The following is a 14,199-nucleotide window of genomic DNA, read 5'->3' on the forward strand; positions in this document are numbered from 1 at the left end:
AACTTTTGGAGTTTCTTGTTGATGCTGACCCTGGAAAACATTTTCGTGCTGATGCTGTTCGCCGTTGCCGGTGCATGGCTGTGGCACAACCATGGCCTGCGCGAGCGGGCACTGGAACGGGTCAAGCAGCATTGCGTGAATGTCGGCGTCGAGCTGCTCGACGGCAACGTGGCACTAAAGAAGATCGGTCTTATCAAGGATGCCAGCGGGCGTCGACGTCTGGCCCGGGTCTACAACTTCGAATTCACCGTGACCGGCGAAACCCGTCACAACGGCACCATCACCCAGTTCGGCCCCCATAGCGCGCAGATCGAACTGGCGCCCTACCCGGCACCGTTCGACGACACCCCGCCGGTGGTGGAAGTGGCCAGGCCGAGCGCGCAAGTCATCGAACTGAGCCAGTGGCGCCAGGAACACACCAAGTGGAAGCCTTGAGTCAGTTCGCTTGAATCCGACAGCCGGCCAATCCTGCCTGCAATTCATCGATTACTTGCGATTGGTCGAAAATCAGTTCGATACGCGAATCCTTGCGCCATTCGCTGGGCTGCCAGTCCAGCTTGGCGCTATCCAGGGCATTGGCTGATTCCCAGCCAGTCTGACTGTGGATAACCAGCTTCGCCCGGCGCCAGTTCAGGGATTCCAGCCACTGAGAGATGCGAGTCACATCAAACTTCTGGCTTGGGTGCCAGCGCCAGCCGATGCTCCAGCCGCCCTCTTGCGCCTGACTCAGGCAAATCGGCGAAGCCGGATCGCTCCAGACGGCCGGCATCTGCGCCAGCCCTTTGGGCAAGTTCAACTTATCCACACCCGCTTGCGCTTGAGCCGCCACACCCGGCAACTCGCTTAAGGACAGCGACGCCTGCTGCGTCCAGATCAGCCTCACGGACGGCAACTGGCGGGCAATCTGCTCTCGCAGGGATTCATCGAGGTTTTCCGCCTTGTTCAATACCAGCAAACCGGCATTCGGGAGCGCCTCCCGCTGCGCTGGCGGTAGTGTCTTGCCCGCCGCCAGTGCCTGGGCGTCCAGCACCAGAACACAGGGTTGAACGGCGAGAACACCTTGCCATGGCGCTTCGCACAGTTGTTGCAGCAACTGCGCTGGATGCCCTAATCCGGAAGGCTCGATGAACAGGCGATCCGGCTGGGCCTTGCGCAATAAACGTCCCAGCCCGATCTGAAACGGCGCACCGTTCACACAACACAAACAGCCCCCGGCCACTTCGCCCAGTGCGATACCATCGGCGTCCCGGGTCAACAGTGCAGCGTCGAGGCCGATCTGGCCGAATTCGTTGATCAGCACTGCCCAGCGCTCACCGGCCGGTCGTTGCGCCATGAGCTGGCGGATCAGGCTGGTCTTGCCGGCGCCCAAGGGGCCTGCGATGACGTGGGTAGGAATGTTCTGCAACATGATCAAGGTTTTCTGGAGGTCGGGAATGCGGTGGATGGGATGGTCGTTGCTGTTGGCGCTGGTATCGGGCGAAGCGCTGGCCCAGGCTTGTGTGGTGCACAGCCAGGCAGAACGCCTCGACGTGAAGGTCTGCCAGCAGAACCGCAACATCCCGGAAAAACTGTTCAACGACGGCTTCTGCCAGCCCACGCTGGCGGGGCAAAAAGTCGACGTGCAGTACGTCGATCAATGCCCGGCCGGGGCTTTTGGCGTGTGCAGCAACGCGCAAGTCGCCAATATGCCTTATCGTCAGGATATCCACTATTACGGCGTAGCCACCGATGCGGCGTATTTGAAGCCGTACTGCGAGAGCCAGAGCCAGGGCAACTGGCTCAAGCCTTGAGGCGTCAGCCGAGCCAGTCGAGGGTCAGCATCAGACGCCGTTCGCCCGGCGCCGGTTGTGGAGAGCGATGGATCAGCCCGAAACCTTCGTTGCCATGCCACTTCTCTCCTTTGAGCAGCGCCACTTCACCGCTGACCAGTTGCTGAATCCGCGATTTTTCCCGCGGCTCGGCCAGTGGTTTTCCCAGTTGCTGGCGATCCATTTCCCCTTCCTTCAGCCACTCGCTGCCAATGCCGGCGTAGGTGGTGATTAGTCGTACGGGCACATGATCGACGTGAAAACGCGGGCACATCGCCTTGTCCAGCACCCGCAAACGCAGGCCGATCCGCCGTGCACCAAGCAGGCAGGCGAAGGCGCTGACCAGCCATTTCAGGTCGGCGATAAAACCTTCGTAGCCTTCCAGGTCGCGGAATCCGCTGGCCAGGCCGGTCAGGTCTGGTTCTGCGTCTTCGTCGTGCAATTCGAGGCTCAGCGCTTCGGCATAAGGCTCGTTGAGTGACACCAACAACTTCGCAAAATCGGCGACATGCAGCGGTAGTTGCCGCTGCCAGACAGCGAGGTTTATTTCATCTTCCAGGATGCTCGCCAGCGCCTGCGGGGTCGGGCCGAGCACTTGATGACGTGTTTTGCTTTGCAGCGGTTTGAGGGCAAGCATCACGCGGCCTCGTCATGCCAGGGGCCGAACGGATCAGCCAGCAATCGCCAGCCTTCGACACCGAGCGCCATCTCGGCATCGGTGAGCAGGCAGTCGTCGAGGGCTGACTTGAGCTGTGCGAAATCGATGTTCTGGCCGATAAACACCAGCTCCTGGCGACAGTCTCCTACGCTCGCGGTCCAGTTTTCCATGATTGCGGCGGTGCTTTCCTGATCCTGTGGCCACTGATTTTTCGGCACAAAACGCCACCAGCGCCCAGCAAAACCATGGCGCATCAAACCGCCCGCCTGGGACCAGCTACCGGCATCGGTGGGTTTGCTTGCGAGCCAGAAGAAACCTTTGGAACGCAGCAGTTTGCCGTTCAGCCAGGGCCGCTCGATGAAGTCGAAAAAACGCTGAGGGTGAAACGGTCGGCGCGCGCGGTAAGCCGTGGACGCGATGCCGTATTCCTCGGTTTCCGGCACATGTTCGCCACGCAGCTCCTGAAGCCAGCCCGGGGCTGTCGCAGCCCTTTCGAAGTCGAAGCGGTGGGTATTGAGGATCTTCTCCAGCGGCACTTCGCCCATCACCATCGGGATGATCTCGGCGTTAGCGTTGAGCCGCTTGAGGATCGCCATCAGCTCTTCCCGCTCGCTGCTGCTGATCAGATCGATCTTGCTGATCAACAGAACGTCGGCGAACTCGATCTGTTCAACCAACAGATCGGTGATCGAGCGCTCATCTTCTTCACCAAGGATTTCGCCACGGGAGGCCAGGCTTTCGGCGGCCTGGAAATCAGGCAGGAAATTCAGGCCGTCGACTACAGTGACCATGGTGTCAAGGCGAGCGATGTCCGCGAGGCTTTGGCCCTGCTCGTCACGGAAGGTGAAGGTCTCGGCAACCGGCAGCGGCTCGGAAATGCCGGTGGATTCGATAAGCAGATAATCGAATCGGCCTTCCCGGGCCAGTTTGGCGACCTCCTCCAGAAGGTCCTCGCGTAACGTACAGCAGATACAGCCGTTGCTCATTTCCACGAGTTTTTCTTCTGCGCGGTTCAGGTCGACATCACGCTGAACTTCGCTGCCATCAATATTGATTTCGCTCATATCATTGACGATTACTGCCACACGCAAATCGTCTCTGTTACGTAGTACGTAATTCAAAAGTGTACTTTTTCCGGCGCCGAGAAAGCCGGATAAAACGGTCACGGGAAGCGGGGAAGACATGGGGTAAACCTCATCAAACGGTAGCTAAACGCATGAAACGCTCTCGGCGGCAGGCGTTCTTGGGCTTCTACGAGACAGTCAGAGAAGCAGACGCTTGAAAACAGGAGCCACGGAAAGCCCGATCGAATTTATGTTATAGTATAACAATACTGAAGATCCACTTTCTTCTTGCCGGAAATGACAAAGGGCCGGAAGCTGGAAACACTTCACCGTCGAGTGATCTCATGAAAACTGCGCTGAAATGCTCACTCTTTGGACTCGCCTTGCTGACCTTCGATGCATGGGCACAAGTCCCGGGGCTCGCCACCTGCACGCGCAGCGCCAACCTGCTGGCGTGTATCGATGCCAATGGCAACGCCTACAGCGTCAACACCGCCGGCAAGACGATTTACCTGCGGGGCTTCGAGAAGATCGGCCAACGTTATTGGGCGCAAACCAACAGCATTTACGGGCAACTGACGTTCTTCACAGGAATCGCCTCCGACGGCGAAGCGTGGGTCGGCTACAACCGCCGGGTAGGCTGGACGACAATCAACCGCTTCTCCAGCTCCGGCGGAAGCACCGGGAAGTTCACCTGCAGCCGACTCACAGGCTGCTAAACGCGCGCTTGCTGTTGCTCCTGCTGCCAGGCGATGTAGCTGTCGGCCGGTGGATTTTTCTGGAAATAGCGCTGCAATCCTTCAAACAATCCGTCAGCAACCGCTTGCTGATGGCGTGCCGTGACCAGCCGCTGACTGTCCCGCGCGTTGGAGATGAACCCGGTTTCCACCAGAATCGAAGGCACATCGGGTGACTTCAGCACCGCAAATCCCGCTTGCTCCACACGCTTTTGATGCAGCGTGGTGATGCCCGCCAGACTTCCCAGTACCGTGCTGCCCAGCTGCAAACTGGCGGCGATGGTGGCATTCATCGACATATCGAGGATGACCCCGGCGAGCATTGGGTCCTTGTCCTTCAGATTCAGCAGGCTGGTTGCACCGAGCAGATCCGCACCGTTTTCCCGCTGCGCCATAAAGCGTGCGGTAGCTGAAGTCGCGCCACCTTCAGACAGGCAATACACCGAAGCGCCTGAAGCGGTCAGACGCGGCGCAGCATCTGCGTGCACCGAAATGAACATGTCGGCCTTGTGCTGGCGGGCAATATCAACCCGCTTGCGGAGCGGCACGAAGAAATCGTCATTGCGTACAAGCTTCACATCGAAGCCTTTTTCCCGCTTCAAGCGACGTGCGAGCAGCTGTGAAATGGAGAGCACCACGTCTTTCTCACGCTCGCCTTTTGCACCCACTGCGCCCGGATCTTTGCCGCCATGACCAGGGTCGACCACAACAATAATGTCTCGTTTTGGATGATTGGTTTTCCCCGGTGTTTCACGTGGAACGCTTGGCTTTGCCACTTTTGAGTCGCTCAAAAGGTCCAGAACCAGGCGATGTCCTTGTCCATCCTGAGGCGCCAGCAGGAAGGTATTGAGCTGAACCGGGCGATTCAAATCCAGCACGATTCGGGTATCACCTTTCCCAAAATGCCCGGAACGGATGCTGCGAATAACCGTTTCGCTTAGCGCCAATTGACTGAAATCGCCACTCAAGCTGGCACCGCTCAGATCAATAATCAGACGATCCGGCGCACTCAACGTGAACGTTTTGTAGCTCACCGGCCCGCTCAAATCGAAGACCAGCCGAAGCTTGTCATCCGACCGCCAAAGGCGTGCATTGCGAATTTGTGTGGCGCTGACACTGAAAGGAAAAGCCAAAGCAGCGCTGGCCAACATCAGGTTAAGCAAATGGCGTCTGTGCATATGAAAGCCCGTTCATGAAAAAGGCATCGTGATTTGAATTGTTATAATGTAACATCAAATTCAATCAACACGATGGTACTGAACATGAATGCGCTGACGCTGCCGGATATCGCCGCGCAAGCCGCCCGCCAAGCCTTGCCGCTTGATTGGGTGGGGATGCGTGGCATCGCTCTTCCTGTCTTTATCGAGGGCCAACTCCTGGCTGCAAAAGCCGATGCGGGTGTCAGCCTGGATGACGGCGAAGCCCGTGGCATTCACATGTCACGGTTGTATCTGGCGCTGGAAGTGCTGGAACAGCAAAACCTCACTCCCGCACTTCTGCAGCAGGTTTTGCAGCGTTTTCTCGACAGCCACGAAGGCCTGGCTAACTCGGCCTATCTGAATATCCATACCGATTTGCTGCTCAGACGACCCGCATTGGTCAGCCCATTGGCAGGATGGAAAACCTATCCGGTGACGATTTCAGCCACTCTGAAAAACACAGTGTTCCACGTGGAACTCAAAATCGAGGTGGCCTATTCCTCGACTTGCCCCTGCTCTGCCGCTCTGGCGAGGCAATTGATCCAGCAGCAATTCGTCGACGATTTCGCCAACAAGCCGTTGCAGCATGCAGAGGTTCTGGCCTGGCTGGGCTCGACTCAAGGGATCATCGCAACGCCCCACAGCCAGCGCAGCGCTGCACAACTGCATCTGCACCTGGATGAATTCGTCGATGGCTTACCACTGACCTCGACCATCAACGACGCCGAAGCGGCCCTCGGCACCGCCGTACAAACCGCCGTGAAACGCGCGGACGAACAAGCCTTCGCCCTCGCCAATGGCCAGAACCTGATGTTCTGCGAAGACGCCGCCCGCCGTCTGAATCTGGCGTTGCGTCGCTCACCCGGCATCCGTGAATTCCACATGCGCGTGGTCCATGCCGAAAGCCTCCACGCCCACGATGCAGTCGCTGAAAGTCGCTGGCGCCGGGAGACCGCATGATTCGCTTCCAGTCCGTCAGTTGGGGCGCACCCGGCCAACCGCTCACGCCACCGCTGAGTCTTCAACTGGAACGCGGCAGCCTGACCGCCATCATCGGCGTGAACGGCAGCGGCAAAAGCAGCCTGCTGAAAGTCATCGCCGGACTACAGAGGCCTCTGGCCGGCGCTGTCGCATTAGGCGTCCCTCGCCAAAGCGGTCTGTCATTCCTCCCCCAACAACAGCACCTGGACCGCCAATTCCCGATCAGCCTCCAGGAACTGGTTGCCGCCGGTTTCTGGGGACGCCGACTATCAACCCAACTGCGCACACAACGGCTGACTCAAGCTCTTGAAGACTGGCACTTGAGCGGTCTGGAACAGCGCCCATTGATGGCCCTCTCCGGCGGTGAACTGCAACGCGCCCTGCTCGCTCGACTGAGTCTGGCGGACACGCCTTTGTTGCTGCTCGACGAACCCCATGCCGCCCTCGATGAACTGGGTCAGGCATTGCTCTGGCAACACCTGCACACCTGGCATGCGCAAGGACGGACTTTGGTGATGGTTTGCCACGACCTCGCCGCCGTCCGCCAACACATTCCACAAACACTGCTTATCAAAAGCAGCGGCTGTGTGTTCGGCCCCAGTGTCGAACTGATCCAGCAGATACCCAACGTGCAGGTGGCCTGATGCTCAGCGCCACGCATTTCTGGCAACCGTTCCTTGAGTTCGTGTTCATGCGCCGGGCACTGCTCGGCGGTCTCCTGCTGGCGTGCAGCACCGCACCATTGGGCGTGTTCCTGATCCTGCGGCGTATGAGCCTGATCGGCGACGCCGTCGCCCACGGCATTCTTCCCGGTGCCGCACTCGGCTTCTGGTTTGCCGGCCTGAGTCTTCCGGCGCTGACCCTCGGCGGCCTCGGCGCCGGCCTGGGCATGGCCGGACTCGCCGCATGGATCACCCGCCGAACCGGTTTGCGCGAGGACGCCAGTCTCGCCGCGATCTACCCGATCTCCCTGGCCAGTGGCGTGCTGATTCTGGGCATCGCCGGCAAACGTCTCGACCTGCTGCACTTGCTGTTCGGGTCCGCACTGGCCGTCGACGGGCCGACCCTCAACGGCATGTTGGGCGTTTCGTTGTTGAGTCTGATGGCCATGGCGCTGATCTACCGCCCGCTGCTGCTGGACACCCTCGATCCACTGTTCCTGCGCACCGTCAGCCGACTCGGCCCGATCGCCCACGGCGTGTTCCTGACGCTGGTGGTGCTGAATCTGGTCATCGGATTCCAGGCCATCGGCGCACTGATGGTGGTCGGACTGATGATGCTGCCCGCCGCCGCTTCACGTTTCTGGAGCCGGCGCCTGCCAATCCTGATCGCCATCGCCGCCGTTATCGGTTGCCTGTCGGTATGGCTCGGTCTGTTGCTGTCGTTCTACTACTCGCTGCCCAGCGGTCCGGCCATCGTGCTGGTCGCAGGCATCGGTTACCTGTTGTCCGTCGTGTTCGGGCCGGTTCACGGCCTGCTGCGCCGCCCGCCTTTGCTCACATCCCAATGAGGTGTTTCCCGATGCGCGCTCTACTTGTGTTGTTCAGCCTGATGCTGTCGATGTCATTGTCGGCGGCGGAGAAACTGCCGGTGGTCACCAGTTTCAGCATCCTCGCCGACATGGTGCATCAGGTCGGCGGCGAGCATATCCAGATCACCAACATGGTCGGTCCCGACGCTGACGCCCACACCTACGAACCAACGCCGGACGATGCCAAGGCACTTCTGAAAGCAAAACTGATCGTGAAAAACGGACTGGGTTTCGAGCCATGGCTGGATCGACTGGTGATCAGCACCGACACCAAAGCTACGGTGATCAGTGCCAGCCATGGCGTGATCCCCCGCTCTCTGGATGAAGACGGCGAGACCGTGCCCGACCCTCACGCCTGGCACAACCTGGCCAACACCGAGTTGTATGTCGCCAACATCACCAAGGCTCTGATCGCCGCCGACCCGGCGAACAAAGCCGACTACGAACGCAACAGCAAGGCCTACCTGAAACAGATCTACGCCCTCCTCGCCGAAGCCAAGGCCAAGCTCGGTTCCCTGCCGCCGGGCAATCGCAAGATCGTTACCAGCCACGATGCCTTCGGTTATCTCGGCCAAGCCTACGGAATCGACTTCATGGCTCCGCAAGGTCTGTCCACCGAGCGCGAGCCTTCCGCCGCCGAAGTCGCTGCACTGATCACCCAGATCCGTCAGGCCAAGGTCAAAGCGGTGTTCATGGAAAACATCAAGGACGCACGCCTGCTCAAACAGATCGCCGACGAAAGCGGCGCGCACATCGGCGGAACGCTGTACTCCGACGCCCTCGCCGCTTCGGGTCCGGCCAGCACCTTCACCGGCCTGTTCGAATACAACCTCAACACCCTTTACGACGCCCTGAGCCAACCATGATCCGCAAAAATCCTTCCGGCGATCTGCCGCAAATTGCCGAGTCTGCCTACGTCGATAAAACCGCGATCATCTGCGGCAAAGTGGTGATCGGTGAAAACGTGTTCGTCGGCCCCTATGCGGTCATTCGCGCCGATGAAGTGGACGCCTCGGGCGAGATGGAGCCGATCACCATCGGCGCCAACTCGAACATCCAGGATGGCGTGGTGATCCACTCCAAGTCCGGCGCGGCGGTGACCATCGGCGAGTTCAGCTCGATCGCCCACCGCTCGATCGTGCATGGCCCCTGCAAAGTCGGCGACCGGGTGTTCATCGGTTTCAACAGCGTGTTGTTCAACTGCGTAGTGGGCAACGGTTGCGTGGTGCGGCACAACTCGGTGGTCGATGGCCGGGATCTGCCGGACGCGTTCTACGTGCCCTCCACCACCCGCATCGGGCCGAACACCGATCTGTCGCAATTCCCGCCGGTGAGCGTCAGCGCCTCGGAGTTTTCCGAAGACGTGGCGCGCACCAACGTCGATCTGGTGCGCGGCTACAAAGCCCTGCAGAACGAGTTCTGAACCATGAACAGTGTGCTGATTCGCAATGCGCGGCTGGTGAACGAAGGGCGAGAGTTCGATGCCGATCTGCTGGTCAGCCACGGTCGCATCGTCAAGATCGGCCTCAGCATCGAAGGTGAAAACGCCACGCTGGAAATCGACGCCAACGGCCAATGGCTGCTGCCGGGAATGATTGACGACCAAGTGCATTTCCGTGAACCGGGTTCGCCAACCAAGGGCAGCATCTACACCGAATCCCGCGCAGCAGTGGCCGGTGGCATCACCAGTTTCATGGACATGCCCAACACCAACCCGGCAACCCTCACCCTCGAAGCGCTGGCCGACAAGAAGCGTCGGGCGGCGATCAACTCGGTGGCCAACTACGGCTTTCACTTCGGCGTCAGTCACGACAACCTGGACACCGTCGCGGCACTCAATCCCAGTGAGGTGGCCGGGGTCAAAGTGTTCATGGGCGCGTCGACCGGCAACATGCTGGTGGATGACCCCAAAACGTTGGAGCGATTGTTCGCCGAGGTGCCAACGATCCTGCTGGCCCATTGCGAACACACGCCGAGCATCGAGGCCAACACCGCCAGGTTGCGCGAGCAGTTCGGCGAACATCTGCCGCCCGATGCTCATGCATTGATCCGCAATGCCGAGGCCTGCTATCGCTCTTCTTCGCTGGCGGTGGATCTCGCCAAACGCCATGGCACTCGCCTGCACGTGCTGCACCTGACCACGGCTCGAGAGCTGGAACTGTTCGAGGACAAACCGCTGGCGCACAAACGCATCACGGCGGAAGTCTGCCTGCATCATCTGCTGTTCGATGACCGCGACTACCCGGACTTCGGCAACCAGATCAAATGCAACCCGGCGATCAAAACCCAGGCTGATCGCGGTGCCCTGCGCCTGGCCTTGTCGAGCAATCGACTGGACGTAATCGGCAGCGATCACGCCCCGCATACCTGGGCGGAGAAACAGCTGTCGTATGCCCAGGCGCCGTCCGGGCTGCCGCTGGTGCAACATGCGTTGCCGGCGTTGCTGGAACTGGTGGCGGATGGCGTGCTGCCGATCACCACGCTGGTAGCGAAGACCAGTCACCGGGTGGCGGATCTGTTTGCCATTCCGGATCGCGGTTATCTGAGGGAAGGTTATTGGGCGGATCTGGTATTGATTCAACCGGAGCCCGAAGGCGTCGCGGTATCACGACAACCGATCCTGTCGCAGTGCGGATGGACCCCGTTTGCCCGTCACAGCTTTCGCCATCGGGTGAGTACGACGATTGTGTCGGGACAGGTCGCGTGGCACGGCAATCGCCTGCATGACGGGTGTCAGGGATTGCCGTTGCGCTTCATGCGCTAGAAAAAAACCGCCCCACAATGTTGTGGGGCGGTTTCGATTTTCAGGCTCTTGGTTTGACGGTGCCGCAGTCCTGACCCAGCCACACCGCGCGGGTTTCCAGACTGCCCTTCTGGTTGATCCCGATGGCATTGAACGTACCGTTGGCGATGGTGGTGAATTCACGATCGCTGACGAACGTCGCCACACCGGTGCCCGAGGCTCGCGGGCAGCTGAAGCGGAATTTCCACTGGTTGCCGTTACGCTCGGTGATCTGCTGTTTGCAGCCCGACTGCGGGTCCGCCAGCGGAATATCGTTGGTCGCCACTTGCTGCGGTGTCAGGCAGGCACGAATGCCCTTGCCGCCAATGTTGATCCCCTGCTTCTCCAGTTCCGCCCGCTGTTGCGGGGTGATCTGGCCCTGTATCTGGCCGAGGATCGATTGCACGTCCATGGCCTGATCATCGACCTTCACATTGCTCGATGTCATTTCCCACAACCCCGGCTGCAGCATTTGCGCCTGAGCCACCAACGGCAAGGCCAACCCCAGACCCAGCGCCAAACCCAGCAGACGAACGTTCATTGCAAAACTCCTGATCAGTAGTGGCCGTTAGACGCCGGCCGCTTGTTTCGGTTCATGGCCTGCTTTCATGGCTAAAAAGAAAATAGCGACAACCGCAGAGGAACATGGTCTGTTAAGCATTGAATCTTCAGGAGCAAGGTTGCCCCATGGATTATTTTGGACCGCACATCTTCGGTTATCTGATCGCGCTGATACATAGCCTGGGCACAATTGCCGCCATCCATGCGGTGCTGACCGTCCGCACGGCGCAAGGCGCGATCGCCTGGGCGCTGTCGCTGATTTTCATTCCCTATCTCACCCTCATCCCCTATCTGGTGTTCGGTCGCAGCACCTTCGACGGTTATATCAAGGCCCGACGTCAGGCCAATGAACAAATGCGCCAGGCCGTTTCCGAACTGAACTGGCGGCCCTGGGTAGAAGAAGCCCTGACCGCCCGCGCCTCGAATGCCTACGACTCATTGCGGGCGATGCCGAAATTAGGCCGCATGCCGTGCTTGGCCAACAATGAAGTGCAATTGCTGATCAACGGCACCGCCACCTTCGAAGCGATTTTCCACGCAATCAGCCAAGCACGGGAAGCCGTGCTGATCCAGTTTTTCATCATTCACGACGATCGCCTCGGCCAGCGCCTGCGCGAACTGCTGCTGAAGAAAGCCGCCGAAGGTGTCGCGATTCATCTGCTGTACGACCGCATCGGCAGCCACGCCCTGCCCCACAGCTACGTGCAGGCACTTCGCGATGGCGGAGTCGAGGTCAAGGCATTTGCCACCCGCAGCGGCTGGCTCAATCGCTTCCAGGTGAATTTCCGCAACCACCGCAAAATCGTCGTGGTCGACGGGTTGATCGGCTTTGTTGGCGGACACAACGTCGGCGACGAATACATGGGCGAAAAACCACCCTTGGCGCCATGGCGCGACACCCACGTGCAGGTGCGCGGCCCGGTGGTCGCCTGCATGCAGGAGTCATTTGCCGAAGACTGGTTCTGGGCCGCCCGTACGCTGCCTCCGCTGATCCTGCCGGAGGTTTACCCGGAAGACGGCGTGCTCTGCCAATTGCTGGCCAGCGGCCCGGCAGATGCCTACGAAACCTGTTCGCTGTTCTTCGTCGAAGCCATCCATGCCGCGACCGAACGCGTATGGATCACCAGCCCTTACTTCATCCCAGACGAAGCCGTTTTCGCGGCACTGCGCCTCGCCGTTCTTCGCGGTGTGGATGTACGACTGCTGCTGCCGTCGCGCCCCGATCACCGTATCGTTTACGCAGCATCAAGCCTTTACGCGTTCGAAGCGGTGCGCGCCGGGGTGCGGGTGTTCCGCTACGAACCGGGTTTCCTGCATCAGAAAGTGGTTTTGGTCGATAGCGAAATCAGCGCCATCGGCAGCGCCAATCTGGACAACCGTTCGTTCCGGCTTAATTTCGAGGTGATGTTGCTGACGGTCGACAGCGAATTCGCCGGCCACGTGGAACAGATGCTCAACGACGACTTTGCCCAAGCCTACGAAATCGCCAAGGAAGAAGGCCGGGAGATCCACCGCCTGCAACAGCTCGGCATGCGGATCGCCCGGCTCATTTCACCGATTCTCTAGCTCAAGGGTTGTAGATGTCGTCGCGGGTCCACGGCAGTTCATGGCTGCCATCGGCGTGGGCCTTCACCGCGAGAATCTGGTGCAGATTGATCCAGCCCCGGGCAAACGCGTAGGCGCAACCGGCCAGGTACAGGCGCCAGATACGCAGCGCTTGATCCGGCACCAGTTTGCCGGCGGCTTCGAGGTTGTCTTCCAGTCGTTCGCTCCAGTGGTCCAGGGTGCGCGCGTAATGCAGACGCAGGCTCTCGACATCGACGATCTCCAGACCGGCCTCGCTGATCTCGGCCGAGATCATCGCCAGGTGCGGCAGCTCGCCATTGGGGAACACGTATTTTTCGATGAAGTCGCCGGCACCGCGCCCCACCGGACGGCCATCGGTGTGCTTGGCGGTGATGCCGTGGTTCATCACCAGACCGCCCTCTTTCACCGCACCGAACAAGGTCTTGCAGTACTCGGCCAGATTGGCGTGACCCACGTGCTCGAACATACCGACGCTCACCACTTTGTCGAACCGCCCGTCCTGCGGCAGATCACGGTAGTCGAGCAGTTGCAGTTCGACCTGGTCTTCCAGACCTTCGGCTTTGACCCGCTCCCGAGCCAGCGCCAGTTGTTCCTTGCTCAGGGTGATACCGAACACCTTGGCACCGAACTCACGGGCAGCGTAACGCGCCAGACCGCCCCAACCGCAGCCGACGTCCAGCAGGTAGTCGCCCGGCTGCAGACGCAGCTTGCGACACAGGTGCCGGAACTTGGCCTGTTGCGCCTGCTCCAGGGTTTCACTGCCGGTTTCGAAATAGGCGCAGGAATACGCCATGTCGCTGTCCAGCCACAGCTGATAGAACGCGTTGGACAGGTCGTAGTGATAGGAAATGGCTTTGGCGTCGGTTTCCTTGTCGTGCACGGTTCGCACCGGCTGACTGTCTTCATCTTCATCGAGCAGCGCCGTACTCAATTCGTCGCAAACCCGGATGACCTCGCTGATCGAGCCCTCGAGCTCGAGTTTGCCCTCGACGAACGCCGCCCCCAGCGCGTCGAGACTTGGATGGGTCAACTGGGACACCATCAACGGGTCCTTGACCACGATGGTGACGCTGGGCGTCGGGCCCAGATTGAATTCATGGCCGTCCCAGAGTCGCAGGCGAAGCGGAAGCTGCAGATTCTGTAAGGCCGGTGGAAGTTGCGCGAGCATGGAATATCCCCTGGTTTCAGACGTCTGATCTGAGGGTAGACCATCCTTGAAAATTAGCAGGCTATCGTTTCGATAGTCGCCACCTATCAGCCAAAACGGCCGTAACGGCACCGATCTCCATGC

16 protein-coding genes are annotated in these 14,199 nt (G+C 59.8%); 10 read left to right on the forward strand and 6 right to left on the reverse strand.

Annotation, left to right across the window (positions count from 1 at the left end):
- Positions 1-21: 21 nt before the first annotated feature.
- Positions 22-435, forward strand: a complete 414-nt coding sequence (locus R1A29_RS28840) for a DUF3301 domain-containing protein (RefSeq protein ID WP_085708786.1) — start codon at positions 22-24, stop codon at positions 433-435.
- Between the two features lies 1 nt (position 436).
- On the opposite strand, the gene R1A29_RS28845 is transcribed toward R1A29_RS28840, so the two are convergent.
- Complete coding sequence (locus tag R1A29_RS28845) at positions 437-1,408, reverse strand: CobW family GTP-binding protein (protein ID WP_438300211.1); 972 nt, start codon at positions 1,406-1,408, stop codon at positions 437-439.
- 25 nt (positions 1,409-1,433) lie between these two features.
- Between R1A29_RS28845 and R1A29_RS28850 the strand changes: the two genes are divergently transcribed.
- Entirely contained in the window at positions 1,434-1,790 is a 357-nt protein-coding gene (locus tag R1A29_RS28850) for an NADH:ubiquinone oxidoreductase (protein WP_085708784.1), read from the forward strand.
- A gap of 4 nt (positions 1,791-1,794) precedes the next feature.
- On the opposite strand, the gene R1A29_RS28855 is transcribed toward R1A29_RS28850, so the two are convergent.
- Positions 1,795-2,445, reverse strand: a complete 651-nt coding sequence (locus R1A29_RS28855; RefSeq protein WP_438300212.1) for a DUF1826 domain-containing protein — start codon at positions 2,443-2,445, stop codon at positions 1,795-1,797.
- Positions 2,445-3,650 carry a zinc metallochaperone GTPase ZigA gene (zigA, locus tag R1A29_RS28860; protein ID WP_438300213.1) on the reverse strand — a complete coding sequence of 402 codons (1,206 nt, stop codon included), beginning with the start codon at positions 3,648-3,650 and terminating at the stop codon, positions 2,445-2,447. The genes R1A29_RS28855 and zigA overlap by 1 nt, the downstream gene beginning before the upstream one ends.
- A gap of 224 nt (positions 3,651-3,874) precedes the next feature.
- Here zigA and R1A29_RS28865 point away from each other — a divergent pair, with 224 nt between their 5' ends.
- Positions 3,875-4,249 (forward strand): glutamine synthetase, encoded by a 375-nt coding sequence (locus tag R1A29_RS28865; protein WP_438300214.1) that lies wholly within the window; start codon positions 3,875-3,877, stop codon positions 4,247-4,249.
- On the opposite strand, the gene R1A29_RS28870 is transcribed toward R1A29_RS28865, so the two are convergent.
- On the reverse strand, positions 4,246-5,445 hold the full coding sequence (locus R1A29_RS28870) for an N-acetylmuramoyl-L-alanine amidase (RefSeq protein WP_438300215.1): 1,200 nt from the start codon (positions 5,443-5,445) through the stop codon (positions 4,246-4,248). The genes R1A29_RS28865 and R1A29_RS28870 overlap by 4 nt on opposite strands.
- Before the next feature lie 84 nt (positions 5,446-5,529).
- Between R1A29_RS28870 and folE2 the strand changes: the two genes are divergently transcribed.
- From folE2 to R1A29_RS28900, 6 genes are read left to right on the forward strand one after another with little or no spacing between them, the layout of a single operon-like run.
- Positions 5,530-6,426, forward strand: a complete 897-nt coding sequence (gene folE2, locus R1A29_RS28875) for a GTP cyclohydrolase FolE2 (RefSeq protein WP_438300216.1) — start codon at positions 5,530-5,532, stop codon at positions 6,424-6,426.
- Entirely contained in the window at positions 6,423-7,091 is a 669-nt protein-coding gene (locus R1A29_RS28880; protein WP_438300217.1) for a metal ABC transporter ATP-binding protein, read from the forward strand. The genes folE2 and R1A29_RS28880 overlap by 4 nt, the downstream gene beginning before the upstream one ends.
- Complete coding sequence (locus tag R1A29_RS28885) at positions 7,091-7,957, forward strand: metal ABC transporter permease (RefSeq protein ID WP_438300218.1); 867 nt, start codon at positions 7,091-7,093, stop codon at positions 7,955-7,957. The genes R1A29_RS28880 and R1A29_RS28885 overlap by 1 nt, the downstream gene beginning before the upstream one ends.
- Before the next feature lie 11 nt (positions 7,958-7,968).
- Positions 7,969-8,844, forward strand: a complete 876-nt coding sequence (locus R1A29_RS28890) for a metal ABC transporter substrate-binding protein (RefSeq protein WP_438300219.1) — start codon at positions 7,969-7,971, stop codon at positions 8,842-8,844.
- A complete protein-coding gene (locus tag R1A29_RS28895) occupies positions 8,841-9,401 on the forward strand; it encodes a gamma carbonic anhydrase family protein (RefSeq protein WP_096817088.1) in 561 nt (186 codons plus the stop codon). The genes R1A29_RS28890 and R1A29_RS28895 overlap by 4 nt, the downstream gene beginning before the upstream one ends.
- A 3-nt stretch (positions 9,402-9,404) precedes the next feature.
- Entirely contained in the window at positions 9,405-10,742 is a 1,338-nt protein-coding gene (locus tag R1A29_RS28900; RefSeq protein WP_438300220.1) for a dihydroorotase, read from the forward strand.
- Between the two features lie 40 nt (positions 10,743-10,782).
- On the opposite strand, the gene R1A29_RS28905 is transcribed toward R1A29_RS28900, so the two are convergent.
- Entirely contained in the window at positions 10,783-11,301 is a 519-nt protein-coding gene (locus R1A29_RS28905) for a DUF3617 domain-containing protein (RefSeq protein WP_085708773.1), read from the reverse strand.
- Positions 11,302-11,447: 146 nt separating this feature from the next.
- Between R1A29_RS28905 and cls the strand changes: the two genes are divergently transcribed.
- On the forward strand, positions 11,448-12,887 hold the full coding sequence (gene cls, locus R1A29_RS28910) for a cardiolipin synthase (RefSeq protein WP_114886468.1): 1,440 nt from the start codon (positions 11,448-11,450) through the stop codon (positions 12,885-12,887).
- 1 nt (position 12,888) lies between these two features.
- Here cls and cfaB read toward each other — a convergent pair whose 3' ends face one another.
- Positions 12,889-14,076 (reverse strand): C17 cyclopropane fatty acid synthase CfaB, encoded by a 1,188-nt coding sequence (gene cfaB / locus R1A29_RS28915; protein ID WP_085708771.1) that lies wholly within the window; start codon positions 14,074-14,076, stop codon positions 12,889-12,891.
- Positions 14,077-14,199: the final 123 nt, after the last annotated feature.

It is taken from the genome of Pseudomonas sp. NMS19W (genome assembly GCF_051554255.1).
Classification (GTDB): Bacteria; Pseudomonadota; Gammaproteobacteria; order Pseudomonadales; family Pseudomonadaceae; genus Aquipseudomonas; species Aquipseudomonas kribbensis.

Excerpts from the sequence above, each read along its gene's own strand:
- R1A29_RS28900 (WP_438300220.1), top strand. The coding sequence starts at position 9,405 with ATGAACAGTGTGCTGATTCGCAATGCGCGGCTGGTGAACGAAGGGCGA.
- R1A29_RS28855 (WP_438300212.1), bottom strand. The coding sequence starts at position 2,445 with ATGCTTGCCCTCAAACCGCTGCAAAGCAAAACACGTCATCAAGTGCTC.
- R1A29_RS28905 (WP_085708773.1), bottom strand. The coding sequence starts at position 11,301 with ATGAACGTTCGTCTGCTGGGTTTGGCGCTGGGTCTGGGGTTGGCCTTG.
- R1A29_RS28885 (WP_438300218.1), top strand. The coding sequence starts at position 7,091 with ATGCTCAGCGCCACGCATTTCTGGCAACCGTTCCTTGAGTTCGTGTTC.
- R1A29_RS28890 (WP_438300219.1), top strand. The coding sequence starts at position 7,969 with ATGCGCGCTCTACTTGTGTTGTTCAGCCTGATGCTGTCGATGTCATTG.
- R1A29_RS28850 (WP_085708784.1), top strand. The coding sequence starts at position 1,434 with ATGCGGTGGATGGGATGGTCGTTGCTGTTGGCGCTGGTATCGGGCGAA.
- zigA (WP_438300213.1), bottom strand. The coding sequence starts at position 3,650 with ATGTCTTCCCCGCTTCCCGTGACCGTTTTATCCGGCTTTCTCGGCGCC.
- R1A29_RS28895 (WP_096817088.1), top strand. The coding sequence starts at position 8,841 with ATGATCCGCAAAAATCCTTCCGGCGATCTGCCGCAAATTGCCGAGTCT.
- R1A29_RS28845 (WP_438300211.1), bottom strand. The coding sequence starts at position 1,408 with ATGTTGCAGAACATTCCTACCCACGTCATCGCAGGCCCCTTGGGCGCC.
- R1A29_RS28865 (WP_438300214.1), top strand. The coding sequence starts at position 3,875 with ATGAAAACTGCGCTGAAATGCTCACTCTTTGGACTCGCCTTGCTGACC.
- R1A29_RS28870 (WP_438300215.1), bottom strand. The coding sequence starts at position 5,445 with ATGCACAGACGCCATTTGCTTAACCTGATGTTGGCCAGCGCTGCTTTG.
- R1A29_RS28840 (WP_085708786.1), top strand. The coding sequence starts at position 22 with ATGCTGACCCTGGAAAACATTTTCGTGCTGATGCTGTTCGCCGTTGCC.
- cfaB (WP_085708771.1), bottom strand. The coding sequence starts at position 14,076 with ATGCTCGCGCAACTTCCACCGGCCTTACAGAATCTGCAGCTTCCGCTT.
- cls (WP_114886468.1), top strand. The coding sequence starts at position 11,448 with ATGGATTATTTTGGACCGCACATCTTCGGTTATCTGATCGCGCTGATA.
- folE2 (WP_438300216.1), top strand. The coding sequence starts at position 5,530 with ATGAATGCGCTGACGCTGCCGGATATCGCCGCGCAAGCCGCCCGCCAA.
- R1A29_RS28880 (WP_438300217.1), top strand. The coding sequence starts at position 6,423 with ATGATTCGCTTCCAGTCCGTCAGTTGGGGCGCACCCGGCCAACCGCTC.